At 41.6% G+C, this 20,467-nt stretch carries 17 protein-coding genes and 1 pseudogene; 11 read left to right on the top strand and 7 right to left on the bottom strand.

Going from position 1 to position 20,467, the window contains the following annotated elements; all coding sequences use genetic code 11:
- Nucleotides 1–195 precede the first annotated feature (195 nt).
- From hemG to pepQ, 4 genes are read right to left on the bottom strand one after another with little or no spacing between them, the layout of a single operon-like run.
- Nucleotides 196–738 (bottom strand): menaquinone-dependent protoporphyrinogen IX dehydrogenase, encoded by a 543-nt coding sequence (gene hemG, locus AAC855_RS16435; RefSeq protein WP_340611019.1) that lies wholly within the window; start codon nucleotides 736–738, stop codon nucleotides 196–198.
- A 25-nt stretch (nucleotides 739–763) separates the two neighbouring features.
- Nucleotides 764–2,215: a Trk system potassium transporter TrkH gene (gene trkH / locus AAC855_RS16430; protein ID WP_340611017.1), complete on the bottom strand. Its 1,452-nt coding sequence runs from the start codon at nucleotides 2,213–2,215 to the stop codon at nucleotides 764–766.
- Between the two features lie 37 nt (nucleotides 2,216–2,252).
- The gene (locus AAC855_RS16425) at nucleotides 2,253–2,864 is read right to left on the bottom strand and encodes an IMPACT family protein (protein ID WP_340611015.1); all 612 of its coding nucleotides are present in this window, start codon (nucleotides 2,862–2,864) and stop codon (nucleotides 2,253–2,255) included.
- Nucleotides 2,864–4,198 (bottom strand): Xaa-Pro dipeptidase, encoded by a 1,335-nt coding sequence (pepQ, locus tag AAC855_RS16420; RefSeq protein WP_340611014.1) that lies wholly within the window; start codon nucleotides 4,196–4,198, stop codon nucleotides 2,864–2,866. The genes AAC855_RS16425 and pepQ overlap by 1 nt, the downstream gene beginning before the upstream one ends.
- A gap of 271 nt (nucleotides 4,199–4,469) precedes the next feature.
- Here pepQ and fadB point away from each other — a divergent pair, with 271 nt between their 5' ends.
- Nucleotides 4,470–6,656 (top strand): fatty acid oxidation complex subunit alpha FadB, encoded by a 2,187-nt coding sequence (gene fadB / locus AAC855_RS16415; RefSeq protein WP_340611013.1) that lies wholly within the window; start codon nucleotides 4,470–4,472, stop codon nucleotides 6,654–6,656.
- An 11-nt stretch (nucleotides 6,657–6,667) separates the two neighbouring features.
- Nucleotides 6,668–7,831, top strand: a complete 1,164-nt coding sequence (gene fadA / locus AAC855_RS16410; RefSeq protein WP_340611012.1) for an acetyl-CoA C-acyltransferase FadA — start codon at nucleotides 6,668–6,670, stop codon at nucleotides 7,829–7,831.
- A gap of 260 nt (nucleotides 7,832–8,091) precedes the next feature.
- Here fadA and fre read toward each other — a convergent pair whose 3' ends face one another.
- Both fre and ubiD read right to left on the bottom strand, forming a co-directional pair.
- Nucleotides 8,092–8,793 carry an NAD(P)H-flavin reductase gene (gene fre / locus AAC855_RS16405; protein ID WP_340611011.1) on the bottom strand — a complete coding sequence of 234 codons (702 nt, stop codon included), beginning with the start codon at nucleotides 8,791–8,793 and terminating at the stop codon, nucleotides 8,092–8,094.
- Nucleotides 8,794–8,803: 10 nt separating this feature from the next.
- A complete protein-coding gene (gene ubiD / locus AAC855_RS16400) occupies nucleotides 8,804–10,276 on the bottom strand; it encodes a 4-hydroxy-3-polyprenylbenzoate decarboxylase (RefSeq protein ID WP_099111838.1) in 1,473 nt (490 codons plus the stop codon).
- A 647-nt stretch (nucleotides 10,277–10,923) separates the two neighbouring features.
- On the opposite strand from ubiD, the gene rfaH reads away from it, so the two are divergent.
- A complete protein-coding gene (rfaH, locus tag AAC855_RS16395) occupies nucleotides 10,924–11,412 on the top strand; it encodes a transcription/translation regulatory transformer protein RfaH (RefSeq protein ID WP_340611010.1) in 489 nt (162 codons plus the stop codon).
- A gap of 357 nt (nucleotides 11,413–11,769) precedes the next feature.
- Here the strand turns inward: rfaH and AAC855_RS16390 are convergent.
- A pseudogene (locus AAC855_RS16390) lies at nucleotides 11,770–11,984 on the bottom strand (transposase); the annotation flags it as partial.
- A 204-nt stretch (nucleotides 11,985–12,188) separates the two neighbouring features.
- Here AAC855_RS16390 and AAC855_RS16385 point away from each other — a divergent pair.
- The 8 genes from AAC855_RS16385 to pcp all read left to right on the top strand — a co-directional run bounded on the left by AAC855_RS16385 (nucleotide 12,189) and on the right by pcp (nucleotide 20,385).
- Nucleotides 12,189–12,863, top strand: coding sequence for a helix-turn-helix transcriptional regulator (locus AAC855_RS16385; protein WP_340611007.1), 675 nt, complete (start codon nucleotides 12,189–12,191; stop codon nucleotides 12,861–12,863).
- Between the two features lie 116 nt (nucleotides 12,864–12,979).
- On the top strand, nucleotides 12,980–13,981 hold the full coding sequence (locus AAC855_RS16380; protein ID WP_340611006.1) for a LacI family DNA-binding transcriptional regulator: 1,002 nt from the start codon (nucleotides 12,980–12,982) through the stop codon (nucleotides 13,979–13,981).
- Between the two features lie 41 nt (nucleotides 13,982–14,022).
- A complete protein-coding gene (gene nhaC, locus AAC855_RS16375) occupies nucleotides 14,023–15,462 on the top strand; it encodes a Na+/H+ antiporter NhaC (protein ID WP_340611005.1) in 1,440 nt (479 codons plus the stop codon).
- Nucleotide 15,463: 1 nt separating this feature from the next.
- Nucleotides 15,464–16,645, top strand: a complete 1,182-nt coding sequence (locus AAC855_RS16370; protein ID WP_340611004.1) for a MalY/PatB family protein — start codon at nucleotides 15,464–15,466, stop codon at nucleotides 16,643–16,645.
- 305 nt (nucleotides 16,646–16,950) lie between these two features.
- Entirely contained in the window at nucleotides 16,951–17,631 is a 681-nt protein-coding gene (locus tag AAC855_RS16365; protein WP_340611002.1) for a helix-turn-helix transcriptional regulator, read from the top strand.
- Between the two features lie 342 nt (nucleotides 17,632–17,973).
- Complete coding sequence (locus AAC855_RS16360; RefSeq protein ID WP_340611000.1) at nucleotides 17,974–18,702, top strand: DUF969 domain-containing protein; 729 nt, start codon at nucleotides 17,974–17,976, stop codon at nucleotides 18,700–18,702.
- Nucleotides 18,699–19,715, top strand: coding sequence for a DUF979 domain-containing protein (locus AAC855_RS16355; protein ID WP_340611020.1), 1,017 nt, complete (start codon nucleotides 18,699–18,701; stop codon nucleotides 19,713–19,715). The genes AAC855_RS16360 and AAC855_RS16355 overlap by 4 nt, the downstream gene beginning before the upstream one ends.
- A 22-nt stretch (nucleotides 19,716–19,737) precedes the next feature.
- Nucleotides 19,738–20,385, top strand: coding sequence for a pyroglutamyl-peptidase I (gene pcp, locus AAC855_RS16350; protein WP_340610998.1), 648 nt, complete (start codon nucleotides 19,738–19,740; stop codon nucleotides 20,383–20,385).
- The last annotated feature ends 82 nt before the right edge of the window (nucleotides 20,386–20,467 follow it).

Raw genomic sequence — 20,467 nt, 5'->3', positions numbered from 1 at the left:
GCTTTTCGCCTCCGGAGTCAAGCGTTTATTTTCGCTTTCGTTCCGCTGGCCTCGGCGGCTGTGTGCAGCTCAGCGTCGGTCAGTGGTGGCGCATTATAGGGAGTTTTTCGGTCCTGACAATAGTTTTTTTGCATTTTTTTCCTGTTCGTTTCTTTTTCCCTCAAAGCGATGCAATAACCAGCAAAAAGACCGCTTTTAAGCCTCTTTTTGAGGCTCTAGTTGTAAAAATGCCTGAGAAAAATGATCCACTTGGGCCCAGTCAGTGTATTCAATCTCTTTTGTTGTATCAGTTTCCCCTCCGGTCATACGCATAATGAGCTGAATCATTATGCGATCAAACCAACGGTAGCGGGGATAAAGCAGTGCTCCGGCAAAAACATCACACAAATCGGGCTGCCAAGGGCTTTTTACCAGAAACTTACGGACATAAGCATTCGTCTCAGGCGTTCTTTTTTCTGGTTTTCTGGCTGTTAAATTGACACTGAAGAAAGCCGTGGTTAGTTGATTCAGTTGCTTTTGATGGCGTACAACAAACTTATGTAATGCCGAATTAAAGTTCCCATAACGTATTGAAGCCCCGATCATCACCTTATTATAAGGAAGCAAATTCATATGATTGACTGTCGCTAGATCTCTCAAATCACAATCGATACCCGCCCGGCGAATATTTTCTGCAATACGCGTGATTATTTTCTTAGTCTGTCCATCCTGTGTGGAATAGAGCAATAGGTAATTCATAAATACGCCCTTTTATCTTCTTAGATTAATCGCGCCAGAAAGTTGGCGTAAATAAGACTAATAAAGTGAAAACTTCCAAACGCCCGAACAGCATTGTCACCACTAAAACCCATTTCGCTGTCGGGTTCATTGTAGTGAAGTTATCGGCTACCGAACCCAATCCCGGCCCAAGATTATTCAGTGTTGCTGCAATAGCAGAGAACGCAGAAAATTCATCAACCCCTGTAGCAATCAGTAACAACATACTAATGATGAAAACCAATGCATAAGCGGAGAAAAACCCCCAAACTGCTTCAATAATTTTTTCAGGTAATGCCCTACGCCCCAATTTAATTGTGTATACCGCATTAGGATGAACCAATCGCTTTAGTTCGCGGGAGCCTTGCAGAAACAACAACAAGATACGGATGACTTTCAGACCCCCCCCCGTCGATCCGGCACATCCACCAACAAATGCAGAGCACAGTAGCAGAAACGGCAGAAACAGTGGCCAATGAGCAAAACTGTCCGTCGTAAACCCTGCTGTAGTTGCCATCGACACAACCTGAAAGAAGGCATGATTCAGTGCATTTAATTTTGATTCATAAACGGAGTGCTGCCACAAAACAAGCATACAGATGACGACCAATGCCAGCTGGATACTGATAAACATGCGAAATTCAGGATCACGCCAATAGACTTTTAAGCTTCTTCCTGAAAGCACAGCAAAGTGCAAACCAAAGTTACAGCCAGAGATCAGTAAAAAAATTGCGATAATAGTATTAATCGTCGGGCTATTAAAGAAACCTACGCTGGCATCATGGGTTGAGAACCCCCCTATCGCAATAGTAGAAAAGCTATGAGAAATGGCATCAAAAACTGACATTCCGGCTGCCCATAAGGCAACCGCACAGGCAATGGTTAACAAAACATAAATCAGCCAGAGAGTCTTTGCCGTCTCAGCAATACGAGGACGCATTTTATTATCTTTCAATGGCCCCGGCATCTCCGCCCGATAAAGCTGCATTCCCCCTACCCCCAGCAAAGGCAGGATCGCAACCGCTAATACGATGATTCCCATTCCTCCCAACCATTGCAGCATTTGCCGATAAAAGAGAATGGCTTTAGGAAGAGAATCAAGACCAACAAGTGTCGTCGCTCCTGTCGTCGTTAGGCCTGAGAAAGATTCAAAAAAAGCATCAGTAATAGAAAGATTAGGTTTTTCTGAAAAAATAAAAGGCAAAGCACCGACACTACCCAATACAGTCCAGAACAATACAACGATCAAGAAACCTTCCTTAGGTTTCAATTCATATTTTTGTTCCCGATTGGGTACCCAAAGTACCAAACCAATCAGAAGTGCAAAAATGAATGTCTGACTGAAAGCTTTGCCGGCACCATCTCGGTAAATCAATGCCACCAACCCCGGAATAATCATTGTGACAGAGAAAATAATGACAAGTAGCCCGACAATACGGGTTATGGTGCGAAAATGCATTCAGCAGGTTCCTTCGAAATCAGGTATGACAAAATAATTATTCTTTTGATGTTAAAAATAGCGTACCGCGACTTAAGTCACGTAATTTATTACCTATTTCATCCGCAAGAGTAGCAGGTAATGAGACTTGCAATGTAACATTTTCCGTATATTCACTGGCAAGTACTTGCCCTGAAAATTGCTGTAATAACTGTTCTACCATTGAGATTTGTGCATATTCACATTGTATCTGGTACTGTTTTTGTGGAACTTTATACTCTTTTTCCAATAGCTTAAGCGCCTGCTGAACGCCATTACCGTAGGCTTTCACTAACCCACCAGTTCCCAGTTTTATCCCCCCAAAATAGCGGACGGATATTGCAGTGATCTCCCCTAAACCGCTTCCTATCAATTGTGCAATCATCGGCTTACCCGCAGTTCCGGTAGGTTCACCATCATCTGAAAACCCTAACTGCTGAGAATCATCGGGAGCACCAGCAACAAAAGCCCAGCAGTGATGTCGGGCATCAGGGTATTGCTGTTTGATACGTTGAATAAACGATTTTGCTTCATCAACCCCGCTGGTATGCTCCAGCAGGGTAATAAAACGGCTCTTCTTTATTTCCTCAGTAAAGCTGACTGAAGCCGCTGGAATTAAATAAGGCTTCATTACGGCAACTGTAAATCTCTGGTCATATTTTCAATTTTTCCATCATGGATAACGATATTATCTTCAATACGAATACCGCCATATAGCTTAAGCACATCGATCTTTTTCCAGTCGAAATGTTTGCTGTATTCGCTGACACGCCACGGGGCCAATAAGGTTTCAATAAAATAAAGCCCCGGCTCAATGGTCAAAACCATTCTCGGTTCCAGAACTCGTGTACAACGCAAATAAGGATACATTTCCGGTGCAGACAAATGAGTTCCTGTATCATCCTGCATAAATCCGGCAGAATCATGTACCTGAAGGCCAAGCGGGTGACCAAGCCCATGAGGGAAAAACGGCGTTGTCAGCCCTTTCTCAACCATAGCCTCTTCACTAATCCCATTAATGATATCGTGCTTTTTCAGCAATCTGGCTATGCGATAGTGCATATTGATATGATAATCAGTGTAACGAGTACCTGCTTTGATCGTGGTGATAATTGCCTGCTGTTCGTCATTCAGCCCTTTAATCAAAGAAGCAAACTCGCTATTTGATTTCGCTGCATAAGTTCTGGTGATGTCCGCTGCATAGCCATTATATTCTGCACCAGCATCAATCAAAAAACTGCGAATTTCAGCAGGTACCGTCTGCTGCAACTTTGTATAGTGCAAAACAGCAGCATTTTCATTCAGTGCGATAATATTGTCATAAGGCACATCAGTATCACGGTGGCCTGTTGCGATCAGATAGAACATATTGATTTCGAATTCGCTGACACCTGACAAAAATGCTTCATGTGCCGCCATATGGCCATTCACTGCTGTCTTCTGCGCTTCACGCATACAGGCCAGTTCGTAATCTGTCTTGTAGGAACGATGATAGCTTAAATAATCTAAAACAGCTTTAGGGTTAAGATTATGCTCGGAGATCCCCAGCGATTTCGCACGTTCAACTTGTCCGCCGATGTAGGCCGTGTGTTGTTTTGAAAAGCCATTCAGTGCTGCGTTGATATCTTCCGCGCTGGCCAGATGGAACATTTCCACTTCTTCCGTCCAGTATCCGTGAGGAAGTGGCTCCACACTATGCCAATAGTCCACTGGGGAATAAAACCATAATTTAGGTTTATTAACACCATCTATCCACAACCAGCAATTCGGTACTTTGGTTACAGGAACCCATGCCTTGAAATGTGCATTTGCCTTAAACGGATAATGGCTATCATCGAGAAATACTCGTAATAACTCACCAGAGTGAATAAGCAGGGCGTCAAGCTGACTGCGTGCTAATATTTCTTTAGCACGCTTTTGCAAAATTTTAATATGTTCTTGATACAGAGATGCCAACTTTTCCATTTTATGAACCTTTGGGTTATCTGGCCGGAATTTGAATTTTACCACAATACATTATTTTTCGTGTCATCACTGAAAATCAACTTAATAAGAATTAACTGATAATATTTATATTTTTCAATGCAATAATAAAAAATAGCACTTCCCATCATAAATCTTACCTGTGATCCGCCCTACAAAAAATTAATCATTGATTTGCATTCACTTAACACACTAATCACAATCAACCACATCTGGTCATACCAGATGGTATGCACTCATTGAGGAGAATGACATGCTCTACCTAAGTGAAACTATTCAAGTAAACTGGCTGAAAGATGGCATTGCAGAACTGATCTTCAATGCGTCAGCCGCAATTAATAAACTGGATACCAAGACTGTTGCATCACTGGATAAGGCAATTGCCACCCTTGAACAACAATCTGAGTTAAAAGGGCTATTAATCCGTTCTGAAAAACAGGCTTTTATCGTTGGTGCTGATATCACTGAATTTTTATCCTTATTCAGCGCACCAGCCGAAAAACTTCATGAACTACTCAATCTCGCTAATAACATTTTCAACCGAATTGAAGACCTCTCTGTTCCTACAGTCTCCGCAATCAATGGGTATGCGCTTGGTGGCGGTTGCGAGTTGGTCCTTGCCACTGATTTTCGCGTAGCATCCCCAGACCTTCGAATTGGTTTACCAGAAACTAAACTAGGTATCATGCCGGGCTTTGGTGGCTCAGTTCGTCTGCCACGCTTGATCGGAACTGATAATGCCCTTGAAATTATTACAGCCGGCAAAGATATCGGTGCAGAGGAAGCGTTGAAAAATGGCTTGGTTGATGCCGTTGTGCCTGCTGAGAAACTGGTTAGCTCCGCTGTTTCTATTCTGGAACAAGCTATTAAGGGCGATTTAGACTGGAAAGCTGCCCGCCAACCTAAACTAGTCCCACTTAGCCTCAATGCAATTGAGCGCACCATGAGCTTCACTGTGGCAAAAGGCATGGTAATGAAAGTCGCAGGGCCTCATTATCCGGCTCCGATTACTGCGGTAAAAACCATTGAAAAAGCCGCGACTCTGAATCGCGATGAAGCATTAAAACTGGAAAGTGATAGCTTCGTTATGCTAGCGCATACTTCAGTTGCCCGTGCTTTAGTCGGGATCTTCCTGAATGACCAATATGTAAAAGGTCTGGCAAAAAAACATCTGAAAGAAGTTTCAACACCTCAACATGCCGCTGTGCTGGGCGCAGGTATTATGGGTGGCGGTATCGCTTACCAATCAGCACGTAAAGGTGTGCCGGTTCTGATGAAAGATATTAATCAGAAAGCGCTGGATCTCGGCATGAACGAAGCGGCTAAATTGCTCAACAAACAGTTTGAACGCGGACGTCTGGATGCAATGAAGATGGCTAAGATTTTGTCATCCATCCAGCCAACCTTGAATTATGCCGGTATTGAGCAATCTCAGGTTGTAGTCGAAGCTGTTGTTGAAAACCCGAAAATTAAAGCGGCAGTTCTGGCAGAAGCAGAATCTCATATTAATGATGACTGCATTCTGGCATCCAACACTTCCACGATTCCAATTACTGAATTAGCCAAATCACTGAAGCGACCAGAAAACTTCTGTGGTATGCACTTCTTCAACCCGGTTCACCGTATGCCGCTGGTTGAAGTCATTCGTGGAGAAAAAACATCAGAAAAAACCATTTCTGCTGTTGTTGCCTATGCCAGCAAAATGGGCAAAACCCCGATTGTTGTGAATGATTGCCCGGGCTTTTTCGTAAACCGTGTTCTATTCCCTTATCTGGCCGGCTTTGGCATGTTATTGCGAGATGGTGGTGATTTCCGTCAAATCGACAAAATCATGGAAAAAGAATTTGGCTGGCCAATGGGCCCTGCCTATCTGATTGACGTGGTTGGAATTGATACTGCCCATCACGCACAGAGCGTCATGGCACAAGGTTTTCCTGAGCGCATGAGCCGCGATTATCGGGATGCCATTGATGTCTTATTTGAAAACCAGCGTTACGGCCAGAAAAACGGTGTTGGTTTCTATAAATACACTCAGGATAGAAAAGGTAAACCGAAAAAAGAGCAGGACGAAACCACCGATCAGTTACTGGCAGGTGTAAGCCAGCCTAAACAGACTTTCTCTGGCGAAGATATCATTGCCCGTACCATGATCCCAATGATTAACGAAGTTGTTCGTTGTCTGGAAGAAGGTGTGATTGCCAGCCCTGCAGAAGCAGATATGGCGCTAGTTTATGGTTTAGGTTTCCCTCCATTCCACGGTGGCGTTTTCCGTTATCTGGATACAATGGGAACAGCAGCCTATGTGAAATTGGCTGAAAGCTATGCCCATTTAGGTGCACTTTATCAGGTTCCAGCCGGCCTGAAAGCGAAAGCTGAGAGCAATGAAAGTTACTATCCTGCGGCAGCAAAGCTTGCTGTTAATTCAGGTGAAACAGCGTGAGGTCTGAAAACATGGAAAACGTAGTCATTATTGATGGTATCCGTACCCCGATGGGGCGCTCAAAAGGTGGAGTATTCCGTCAGACCCGTGCCGAAGATCTCTCAGCACATTTGATGAAATCACTCCTTAAACGTAATCCATCAGTACAGCCTGAGCAGATTGATGATATCTCTTGGGGATGTGTACAACAAACACTGGAGCAAGGGTTTAATATTGCCCGTAATGCTGCATTGCTGGCTGGGCTTCCTCATTCAGTACCTGCGGTTACCGTTAACCGTCTGTGTGGTTCTTCAATGCAGTCATTGCATGATGCGACCCGCATGATCATGACGGGAGATGCCAATATTGCCATGATTGGTGGCGTTGAGCACATGGGCCACGTTCCGATGACTCATGGTGTCGATTTCCACCCTAAATTAAGTCGTAATGTAGCAAAAGCTGCGGGCGTAATGGGCCTGACGGCTGAGATGCTGGCAAAAATGCATGGGATCAGCCGTGAAATGCAGGATGAATTTGCTATGCGTTCACATCAGCGCGCTGCACAGGCAACAGAATCAAAAGCCTTTGCCAACGAGATCGCCCCTCTTCACGGGCACGATGCTGACGGAAACATTCAGCTTATTAATTTTGATGAGGTTATCCGCCCGGATACTAATCTGAAAGATTTGGCTGGTCTACGCCCTGTCTTTGATCCCGTTACGGGTAGTGTAACCGCCGGTAACTCTTCAGCACTTTCAGACGGTGCGTCAGCAATGCTGGTTATGAGTGAAAGTAAAGCACGTGAACTGGGATTGAAGCCTCGTGCCCGTATCCGTTCAATGGCGGTTGTTGGTTGCGATCCTTCCATCATGGGTTATGGTCCTGTTCCTGCAACACAAATGGCATTGAAAAAAGCCGGTCTGACTCTTTCGGATATTGATCTGTTTGAATTAAACGAAGCGTTTGCTGCTCAATCTCTGGCATGTATGAAGGGGCTGAATCTGCTGGATAGTATGGATGACAAAATTAACCTGAATGGTGGTGCTATTGCACTTGGTCATCCATTGGGCTGTTCTGGTACCAGAATCACAACAACCTTGCTGAATCTGATGGAGCGTAAAGATGTCCAGTTCGGATTAGCAACTATGTGTATCGGGTTGGGTCAGGGCATTGCCACGATTATTGAAAGAGTTTAGCTATCGAAGTATCTGACGATTATTTGTGAGTATTTCCCCTTGTCTGTCTTATCTATTGCATCACTCGAATAAGTTGTTGCCGTAGTTTCCCGCCTGTCAGGGGCGGGTTTTTTTATTATTGCTCACCAGATGGTAGGTATATACACAATGGATTTCAAGATACGTCGCGGCAGCAATCCCCCAGAGGCATAGATAACTATGTGACTGGGGTGAGCGAGCTCAGCCAGCAAAGAGACAACTTGAAGGACAAAATGTATAAATCAGATAAACTCGAACGCATCACCATACATACGCTCAAGAGAAGCATCACGCTCACTGCAAAACCGTTCACGGGCAATTTTAGCCATTTCAAAGCGACCGGCGATATAAATGTCATACGGAGCTAAATTGCCAAAATCCTCCAGAACAGCACTTAATACCGTTCCCGTTCTTCCCCGCCAACTACCATCAAACTGCTCAACCACAGGAACAACAGTTAAATTAGGGTAACGTTCACTTAAAGATTGCAATTCACCTAAATCATAGAGATGTTGCAGCTCACGCCCACCCCAATAAATTGCAATTTCGCGCTCAGGATCTTGCTCTAAGGCGGCCAGTAAAATAGAACGGGTATATGAAAACCCGGTTCCTCCTGCAATTAATAGCATCGGATTTTTACTGTCTTCACGAAACCACGCTTGCCCGTGTGGAATATCAATATCAATAACTTTCTGATCCAGGATCCTATCCATCACCGCCATTGCATACAGGTTCAATTCAGAAGCCCCTATATGCAATTCAATCGTCTGGTGTTCTGATGGTGATGATGCCATAGAGAAAGGGCGTTTATCCCTCTCATCCATCACAACCATAAGGTATTGCCCTGCACGAAAAGAAAAAGGCGAATCAGGTAATAAACGAACCCGATAAACTGTATCTGTAATGGAGTCAACCGATGTTACTTTACAGCTTAGTGTTGTCATGCGTTCCCTCTTATCGCTTCAAAATATCTAATTGATCCCAAATTTCATCGACACGGGCCCGGATCTCATCACTCATGACAATCGGACGCCCCCATTCCCTTTGTGTCTCTCCCGGCCATTTATTGGTTGCATCTAATCCCATTTTTGAGCCAAGCCCGGAAACAGGTGATGCAAAATCGAGATAGTCAATTGGTGTATTCTCCATTAAGACAGTATCCCGTTGCGGATCCATCCGCGTTGTTATTGCCCAGATAACATCATTCCAGTCTCGGGCATTAATGTCATCATCACAGACAATCACAAATTTTGTGTACATAAATTGCCGCAGATATGACCAGACACCCATCATGACCCGTTTGGCATGCCCTGCATATTGTTTTTTCATCGTAACGACGGCAAGCCGATAAGAACAACCCTCAGGAGGTAGATAAAAATCGACAATTTCAGGAAATTGTTTTTGCAGGATCGGTACCAGCACTTCATTCAGTGCAACGCCCAATACAGCCGGTTCATCCGGCGGACGCCCTGTATAAGTAGAGTGGTAGATAGCATCACGGCGCTGGGTAATGTGGGTAATGGTAAATACAGGAAACATATCGATTTCATTATAATAACCAGTATGGTCACCATATGGTCCTTCCGGAGCCATTTCACCCGGTTCAATATACCCTTCGAGGATAATCTCAGCACTGGCTGGCACTTCTAATTCATTGGACAAACATTTCACAACTTCCGTTTTATGCCCGCGCAGCAATCCGGCAAAAGCATATTCAGACAAGGTATCAGGCACAGGCGTAACAGCACCTAAAATTGTGGCAGGATCCGCCCCCAGAGCGACAGAAACAGGAAAGCGCTCCCCCGGATGAGCCTGACACCATTCCTGAAAATCGAGTGCCCCACCGCGATGTGATAACCAGCGCATAATAAGTTTATTTTTACCCAAAACTTGCTGACGATAGATACCCAGATTTTGGCGTTCTTTATTTGGCCCTCTGGTTACGGTCAGACCCCATGTAATCAAAGGAGCAGCATCTTCCGGCCAACAATGCATCACTGGGATTCGGGTCAAATCAACATCATCTCCTTCCCAGACCAGCTCCTGACAAGGCGCAGAACTGAGACGCTTAGTTGGCATATTTAAAACTTGTTTGAATTTAGGCAACTTACCAACCAAATCACGAAAACCTTTTGGTGGCTCCGGCTCTTTGAGAAAAGCCAGCAACTTGCCAACATCATGCAGAGCTTTAACATCATCCTGTCCCATCCCCATCGCAACCCGCTTAGGTGTTCCAAACAGATTACATAAAACCGGCATTGAATATCCTTTGGGGTTTTCAAACAACAGGGCAGGCCCACCGGCACGAAGAGTACGATCCGCGATTTCAGTCATTTCCAGATAGGGATCAACTTCCATACTAATTCGTTTTAATTCACCAGATTGTTCCAGCAAGGAAAGAAAGTCTCTTAGATCGCGGTATTTCATATTATTCAATTATGCCGATTGTTAAGGGGGAAGAACATTATAAGCTCTCGAATGCAGGTTACAAGGTAAACCCATAACTTGCTAAAAATAAATGAATTTACTGTATTCTTGTGGGGTGAATTGCTAAGACACAGAGAAACGTTGTTCATCCCCCATTCCGACTTACCAAATTGCATAGAGAACATCTGATTACGTAGATAAATTTTAAGCTATTCATTTACAGTAATAAAATAGTGCTATCCTCTTAATATACGGTTTTTCAAAAATAAACCATTCTGCAATTTTATCTAATAAAATTATTTAAATTCATAATGATAAATAAAATTAGGCGATATCCGGTTTAATAATGTACACACAAATGGATTTCAAAATGTACCATAACGGCAAGAGAACGAATTTGCTCAGCCACAGGCTGTCTACAGTGAAAGGCAGGATCGTAGATAGCTACTTGATTTAATTTAGTGAGTGCAATCAACAAAGAGGCAACTTGAAAGATAAAGTATATAAGACATGGATTTTGGCCTGTAACAGTCTTTGCTGCCTATAAAAACATGTCATTTTCTTTAAACACATTTTTCACTTTGTAGATGATTTGCTTGTATCGGTTTTGTTATGCTTAGTACATTGTGTAATGGAGTCGGAATATTATGGGAAATTGGTATCTTCTTTATTGTAAACGCGGGCAAATCTCTCGGGCGATCGAAAACCTAGAGAGACAGGATGTCATTTGCCTGACACCCACAGCCAAAATTGAAAAAATTATACGGGGTAGAAGAACGACCGTAACCGAACCTCTTTTTCCGAATTACCTTTTTGTGAACTTTGATCCGGAAGTTATTCATACAACCACGGTTAATTCAACACGGGGGGTTAATCACTTTATCCGTTTCAGTACATACCCAGCGGTTGTCCCACAGCAATTAATCGATGAATTAATGAATGCGACTGAACAGGAATTTACCGCACCAGAAACCCCTATTTCTGGTGATACTGTTCTGATAACTGAAGGGATTTTTGAAGGAATTCAGGCCATTTACAATGAACCAGATGGAGAAACTCGTTCCATTCTTCTGCTGAATATTCTGAATAAAGAAGTTTCCAAGGTATTAGATAATAAACAATTTACAAAAATCTAATTCAACTTAATTATACTTGAGCCGTCATTAATATCTTTTATTTATAACAAAAGATACTCAATGACGGTTTTTTGCTATTTAACTATTTTTCCAACTGCTATTTGGGATCTGTAGCCTTTCGTGGCGGCCCAAGTCTATCTAGTTCAGCTAAGATTGCTGAAATCTGTTGTTCCCAGTCGGTTGGTTTTATTTGTTTACGAAACCACGGTAATATTTCTCGTCGTTTAAAATCAACTGAACTGACTGCTTCTTTTCCTTGTAGTAAATATTTTGACATAAAAGCTAATAAATACTTTTAATTATTACATCATCTATTAGGTTAGGAATACGAAGCGCAAAAAATAACCTCTATCTCAAAAAGTGTTGACCCCAATAATACTTCTTCAGATGTGAAAACTCTTCAAACAACCTGCTCGCTATCCTTCTCTTCAATCCCCTCATAATTTTTGAAAGCGACAATGTCGGAGAATTATTTACCACATGATCTTTGCTCACTACCCGTTCTAACCACATGACTGACGGACTAACTCTCGTACGTGTAGAGTAGCTTCACTTGTCAGTACTTTGCTGCGTATTTGTTTCCTCGGTGATAAGCAAGCCAAAAAACCGAGATATAAGTCACATTTCTATACCACATGAAACCGGTTACATGGATAACAAACTCTTCTCACATTTCATCTAAAATAAATTCGTTACCCTATCCGCAACACTTAAATAAAATTTACTTATTAAGAATATATTTTACTATTTTAACTCAATCATTATTGCAGGTTAATATGAGCCAAATAACACCTCAATTAACAAAAATGTGGGATAAAAGCCATGAATCATGGTTTGTAAAAGATATCAATCTCCGTTTTATATACGCAAACAAAACATTCATTAAACTAAACAAATTACCTGATAACTTTGATATCCGTGGCTATCAAGAAAAGGAATTATCTACACAGCTTAGTGATCTTTCTAACCTATTTGAAGAACATGATAGGAAAACCTTACAATCCATGCAAAGAGTATCCTCTATAGGTGCTTACTTTCAAGATAACCCACACCAATTAAAACCTTATTTTTGTGAAAAATATCCATTAATGAGTGAAGATAACCAGTGCATGGGTATAATTTGCCATATTAAAGAAATAAGTCATTTCTCCGTTCATCATTATATCAAGAATAATTCTTCTATATCCATTAACCTAAACCCTCCAAATAAAATATTGACAGAAAAGGAATGGCTAATAATTTTCTTATTTTGTCGAGGAATAAATAATAAATACATTGCTAACAAACTTAAAATATCATATCGTACACTAGAAAAATATTTTAAGATTATTTATGAAAAGCTATCCATAAATTCAATTATTGAATTAAAGGAACTATGTGAAAGAAATAATTATGATTTATATGTTCCATCCCAATATTTTTCATCTATGGGCCATGCATTCTTATATTAACCATTAAAACACAATCAAAAAAGGTATTACTTAATCAATAAAAAGGATAAATTATTTGAATGAATTGAGATATGATTTCTCTCTATAACTATAGTATAAAACGACTGAGGGAAAGCATGTCTACCATGAAAGAAGTTGCACATCAGGCAGGAGTATCTGTCGCTACTGTCAGCCGTGTCATTAATAATACTGCTTATGTTGAGCCGGTCACGCGCGAACGCGTAGAAAAAGCAATGCGTAACTTAAACTACCACCGCAATTTAGCCGCACTTGCATTGGCGAAAAGATGCGGAAATATGTTGGGCTTATTAACAGGAAATTTAGCTGATCCCTTTTTTTCCTTATTGGCTCGTGGAGTTGAGAAAATTGCCCGTCAAGAAGAAGCCAAATTAATGGTGTGCAGCGGTGAACATCAGGCAGAACGTGAAAAATCCGGCTTAGATTTTTTAATTAACCAGGGATGTGAAGCAATAGTTGCCTATGTCAGTAGGATGAATGAAGCTGATATATTACGCTATGCTGCTCATACTCCAGGGTTAGTCGTTATTAACCGATATTTTCCGGGAATCGCTAACCGATGTGTTTGGTTAGATAATATTAATGCTTCTTTAACTGCTACCAATTATCTTATCCAAAATGGTCATCGTAAAATTGCCTATATAACAACTGATCTATCCATTGATGATAGGAAATTTAGGTTAGAAGGATATTATACAGCAATGGATAGTGCAGGTATCACAGTACCCAGTGATTGGATTATTAGCGTTCCGTTTAATGAAAAGGGTGGAGAACAAGCAGCAGAAAAACTCTTAAACAGCAATACCAGCTTTACTGCCGCTGTAACATTTAATGATGTTATGGCAGCAGGAATGATGCGATTTTTACATCAGCGAAAAATCAAGCTACCGGAACAGCTATCAATTGTCGGATTTGATAATATTGTCACAGCTCAATATCTCTATCCTTCCTTAACTACTATACATAATCCAATTGAAAAAATGGCTCAACACGCAGCAAATCTCGCGTTAAATCTAAGTAACAAAAAAGACCCCCTCCCACAACTAAATATGTTTTCAGGAAAACTTATCATCAGAGAGTCTGTTTCTTTGATAGAGTAATTTTTGTTTCAACTCCCCTTCCGTAAATTGGAATATTGATAATGGATAACAAGAAAAAACTTAGTTTGGGGCTGGCTATATTACCCATTGCAGCCATGCTCCTACTGTTAATTATTGGTTATGGCCAACTAGGTCTCCGAATAGAATCACTATTACTCGCATCGGCTGTAATAGCTTCATTACTGGCATATTGGCAAGGCTATCACTGGAATGACATTATTGATGCTATTGTAACAAAATTAGTCAAAGCAATGCCGGTCATCATGATCTTGATTTGCGTCGGAGGATTAATTGGTACTTGGATGTTAAGCGGAACGATACCTTATATGGTTTATTGGGGACTAAAGCTAATTAGCCCTCAATACATTCTTATCGCCGCATTCTTTATTACGAGTATTATTTCAGTCTGTACGGGAACATCATGGGGTTCAGCCGGAACCGTGGGCGTTGCTTTAATGGGGGTAGCTAACAGTCTCGATGTTTCATTGGCTGCTACAGCAGGAGCAGTAGTTTCAGGTGCATATTTCGGTGATAAAATTTCACCTTTATCTGATTCAACAAATTTTGCAGCCATTGTTGCCGAGACTGATCTTTACAGTCATATTCAGCACTTATTGTATACCACTATCCCCGGCTTCATTTTAGCGGCTATTGTCTATTTTATTGCCGGGAATATAAGCTTAGCGGATAACTCAGCAACACCAGAAAAAATAACACATATAATTCAATCACTTGAAAATCTATATCACTTCAATTTATTACTAATTTTACCACCAGCATTAGTTGTATGGGGAGCCGTAACCAAACGTCCAGTGATACCGGTTATGTTTGCTGCCTCTGTATTAGCAATTGTGATCGGAGTAGGGCTTCAAGGATTTACTATTAAGCAAGGCCTTAATTCATTAATTGATGGCTTCAATCACAGCATGTTTTCTGAACAGGGAGGCGATTTTTCCGGGATTATTGGTGATGTTCCGCGCCTTCTTAATCGCGGTGGGATGTCTTCCATGATGGGAACTGTATTACTTATATTGTGTGCATTCTCATTTGCAGGTGTATTAACCCTCACTGGTTCCCTGACCATCATTATCACCTGGCTTCTACAGGCGGTCCATACTACTGGGCAACTCATCGCTGCCACCTTATCTACCACGATTCTAGTCACAGGTGCCACCTGTGACGGAAAATTAGCGCTACTTATTCCAGCCGAGCTATTTAAAGAAGCTTATCAACGGATGGGACTAGATAATAAAAACCTGTCCCGAACAATAGAAGATGGCTGCACCGTTATTGAACCGCTGCTTCCCTGGACTTCTGCTGGTATTTATATGGCGACAACACTAGGTGTCAGCACACTCGATCTGCTGCCTTGGGCAGTCCAATGTTATACCGCTATCTTTTTAGCTCTTATTTATGGTTTTACTGGTTTCGGTATTGCAAAAGTCACACCGGAATACTCGCAGAAAAATAAGGAAAATTAACGTGAACTCACCTGATTTCAATCAGATAATCGACCGCCACCATACAAGCTCTGTTAAGTGGGATTTTTTGGATCGCTACCTGAATTTAAATACAACTGATCTTCTACCAATGTGGGTATCTGATTTCGATTTTCCTTGTCCGAAAGAAGTCCTGCAAGCTCTGTCTTCCCGAATTGAACACGGAATTTTCGGCTATAGCGAACGGGACACTCTCTACTATCAAGCAGCAATAGACTGGTTTTCCAGACGCCATAATCTGACCTTATACAGAGACTGGTTCACATCAATAGAAGGTGTCTTACCGGGATTGGCTTTGTTGATACAAATGCTAAGTAAACCCGGAGATGGGGTTGTTGTTCAGGCTCCTTACTATGGCTCATTTGCAAAAATCATTGCAATGAATGACAGAGTACTTCTTGAAAATCCTCTTATTGAATGCTCAGAAGGGTATACAATTGATTACTGCCATCTAGAACAGTTGTTAGAGCAACATCGCCCTCCTGTATTGCTGCTATGTAACCCGCACAATCCTACAGGCCGATGCTGGAATCATGATGAACTGTCTCAGCTGTTGGTTCTCTGTAAAAAATACGGAACGACACTACTTTCCGATGAAATTTGGGCTGATTTAACTTTGCCCGGAGAAAAATTTACCTCCATATTGCATCTTGGTAATGAGTGGCATAACAACATAATCGTTGCCACTTCTTCGAGTAAGACTTTTGGACTGTCATCACTTCGTATATCAAACTTTCTTATCCCAAATGCTGTTCTCCGACAGGCTTTTGTTGATCGGTTGAATGCCCACGGATTAGATGTATTCAATTCATTATCAATGACCGCAGCGACAGCAGCTTATCAATATGGGGATGTATGGCTTGATAAATTACAAGAGCATCTGGCGGAAAACCGTCGCTGGCTAGAGCAGGCGTTAGCTTCTTCTGCCCCTTGGTGCCGAATGGTCAAGGCAGAAGGGACATATCTGGCCTGGCTCGATTGCCGTGAATTAGGCTTAGATGATAATGCATTGCAGGATACGTTAATAAAAAAAGCAAAAATAGCGGTTTCAATGGGATATAGTTTCGGAGATAAAGGAAAAGGATTTATTCGGATCAATTTAGGTTGTCCCCGGAAATACCTTGAGCAGGCAATCATTGGTTTAACTCAGTTAACACCTCACTAAAACTCTATGGTCATACCTGGAACTTTCTATTGAAAGTTTCAGGTAATCGTTTTTCCGTGATGCGTTTCACAAAAATGATAATTCATTTAAAAAATCCACTTAATTTTATTTATTTTAATAGGTAGTACCCCCTTGAAACTTGCATCACTAAAAAGACTATATTCTATTCAAATTGATTTTTATATTATTAAAAAACTTCCCTGGAGTTGACGATGAAACAGTATATTTAAGAATTCTATTCATTTTTATAAACATTGGAAGCGTATAAAATACTTTAGTGACCATCTTTTATAAGGAATATTGATATGAGTAAGAAGTCGATCATTTCACCTCAAATAATTAATACGTTGGCAGCAAGTAATGACCCTTGGGGGATCAAGGATAAAAATTCATGCTTCATCTATGGTAACAACGCGTTGAATAAGATTAAGGGGTTTTCAGATTCATTTGATTTTGAGGGGCTCTACGATCATGAGCTTCCCTGGGGTGGCGCTGAGTTCGCTGAAGCGTATATTCATCATGACCAAAAGGTAATGAAAGAAGAAAAATCTTACGTTTCACTAGAAACCCATGTTTGGGGAGAAACTCAAACTTTATCATCTTACTTTTGTGAAAAGTCACCTATTTATCACGATAATGGTGACTGTATAGGAATCATCTATCATTTATGGAAAGCTCAGGATTATTCATTGACCCGCTTGTATCATGGGAAACTACCTGCTTCTATTATGTTCCAACCCCCGACTGATTTATTTACTCAACGGGAATGGGACGTTATTTTCCTCTCTTTGCATAAATATACCAGTAAACAAATCGGCAGGATTTTAAATATTTCCTATCGTACCGTTGAAAACTATACCGCACAAATATATAAAAAAGTGGGTGTTAGTTCTGCTCAACAATTGGAAGAATACTGCCGATTGAATAACTTCGATCTTTACGTGCCAGAAAAATTCTTACAGCCCGGAAGCCGTATCTTGATTTAATTATCAATAAATAACAATATTCAATAATAAAATTGTTAAATGAATCATAATTTCAAATTAAAATAACACATCCTAAATTAATACCGATAGTTAACACCATATAGTGCTATAAATGGCGTTAAAAATATCGGTTCACTCCTTTTTAATTTCCAATGACTCAGATAAAAAATCGATCTAATCAGTGATCTACCTTCCATTTTTACAATCCAATGCAGATTTACGTTGATCATTCTTTGAACACAATATATTTATTGTTCAACAATAAAAAACAATTACCCAACAATGAACACCAACTATATCAACAATAAAACAACAATCCACTTATGCAGAGGGAAGTAAAATATGCAGCATACTGTCAATTTTTGGCCCCTAATCGGGATTGCGGTCATCATCATTGGTTTTATTATCAGGTTTAATCCTGTTCTGGTTGTAACCGTTGCAGGGCTGGTCACAGGGGTAGCTGCCAATATGCCGATTCTCGATATTCTGGAAAAGCTCGGCTCTGGCTTTCTTAATACAATGAACCTATCGCTGACTATTCTATTACCTTTAGTCATCATTGGATTGCTGGAAAGGCATGGTTTAAAAGAGCAGGCTCAACGTGCCATTGCCCATATTAAAAGTGCCACAACCGGCCGTTTACTGATCGTCTACCTGTTTGTACGTGAAATCTCTGCCGCTCTGGGTTTAACCAGTCTGGGGGGGCATCCACAAATGGTTCGTCCATTACTGGCGCCAATGGCTGAAGGCGCTGCCGAAAATCAATATGGCGATTTACCCAAAAATGTCCGCTATCGGATCCGCGCTATGTCCGCCGCGACAGATAATACCGGATTGTTTTTTGGAGAAGATATTTTTGTCGCATTCGGCGCCATTATTTTTATGCACAATTTTATGTTGAACTCCGCAGGTATCGAGACAGAACCCCTGCATATTGCCCTATGGGGAATTCCGACTGCGGTTTGTGCGTTCTTCATCCATTCAGTTAGGCTATATCGGCTGGATAACAAACTTGCCAAAGAAATTGCTTCCCTAAGACATACAAAACAAGCCAGCAAGGAGGCAATATAATGTTTCAGTTACAGTATCTCTATTATTTAGCGGGCGCTATTTTGCTTATTGTGACAGTGATGTCCTGGCGGGATAAAGCCAATCCCCATCGTTTGACTACAGGGCTATTCTGGGGGCTTTATGGCTTTATTTTTCTGCTAGGAAACTGGAGCTATCGTTTGGCTGAGCTCTGGCTCGATAATGAAGTTCTGGCAACAAGGATCGTACATATCGGAGTAGGGATTTTAGTGGTTGTGATGGCACTGCTGGCTGGGTTTGGTGGGGTTCGTTTAGGTAACTATCACCAGCCAACGCCAGAGCAACGGCAGGAAAGTGCAACCCGTCTTGGGAATCGATTATTTTTACCCGCCTTACTTATTCCGGTTATCACCATGATGGGTGTTCTTGCGTTTAACCATATTCCCGGATTAGAGCGCGCAATTTTTGGCGAAGGCAATCACACAACGCTGGCAACCCTCTTCTCTATCACTCTCGGCTGTCTTATCGCACTGGTCATTGCAATCCGTATTACTCGCGAGAAAATTATACAACCTATGCAGGAGACTCGTCGCTTACTGGACTCGATAGGCTGCGTATTCATTCTGCCACAAATTCTGGCTACGCTCGGGTTGCTGTTTACCGCTGCCGGAGTAGGAACGATTATCTCTTACCTGACAGAGAGTTATCTGGCGGTTGATAATCGGTTTATCGCAGTTATGGCTTATGTCTTTTGCATGGCACTCTTGACCATGATTATGGGGAATGCTTTCGCCGCCTTCCCTATCGTAACAGCCGGAATTGGGATCCCTATTCTTGTACTTCAACATGGTGGTAATCCGGCTGTAATGGCAGCAATCGGCATGTTTTCTGGTTACTGCGGTACATTGATGACACCCATGGCAGCAAATTTTAATCTTGTTCCCGCAGCACTATTAGAGCTACCTGATCGAAATGCCGTCATCAAGGCTCAGATCCCTACAGGATGTACTTTGCTGATTACCAATGTATTTTTGCTCTATTTTCTGATGTTCTGACAAAAAATGACAGGAAAAAGCTATGAAAACAATTTTAGTGACTGCTTTTGAGCCTTTTGGAGGCGATGCCATCAACCCTTCATGGGAAGCGATTAAGCGACTACAAGGCAGCCGGGTTGCTGATGCAAACATTGAAGTTCATCAGCTCCCCTGTATCTTTGATACATCACTGGCACAGCTTTACACCATTATTGATAAGTTTCAGCCGGAATTAGTGATTTCCGTAGGGTTAGCGGGAGGAAGACCTGATATTACAGTAGAACGGGTTGCCATTAATATTAACGATGCAAGAATCACCGATAATGCAGGTAATCAGCCGATTGATACACCTATTATTGCCGGTGGCCCTGCCGCGTATTTTTCCAGCTTGCCCATCAAGGCGATAGTCAGGGCGCTACATATGTCTGATATCCCTGCTACTGTTTCCCAAACAGCCGGCACGTTTGTCTGTAACCATGTGATGTATGGCTTATTACATTACCTTACACAAAAATACCCTGCCGCACGTGGAGGGTTTATCCATGTTCCCTATTTGCCAGAGCAAACCACCAAATATACAAATATGCCCTGCATGTCTTTAGAAATAATAACGTCAGCATTAAAAACGGCTATTAAAGTCGCCTGGGAAAATAAAACAGATATTGCTGTGACAGGTGGAGCGATACATTAACTAAATGGAGTTTTATTTCTGATATCTCACAGCATCATCACCTTTGTATTGGTGGTATCAGAATTTGTACATCGACAATTAA

This window comes from Xenorhabdus bharatensis, assembly GCF_037996705.1.
Taxonomy (GTDB): Bacteria; Pseudomonadota; Gammaproteobacteria; order Enterobacterales; family Enterobacteriaceae; genus Xenorhabdus; species Xenorhabdus bharatensis.
The sequence above is the reverse complement of the archived record's forward strand: the minus strand, read 5'-3'. Positions and strand labels throughout refer to the sequence as shown.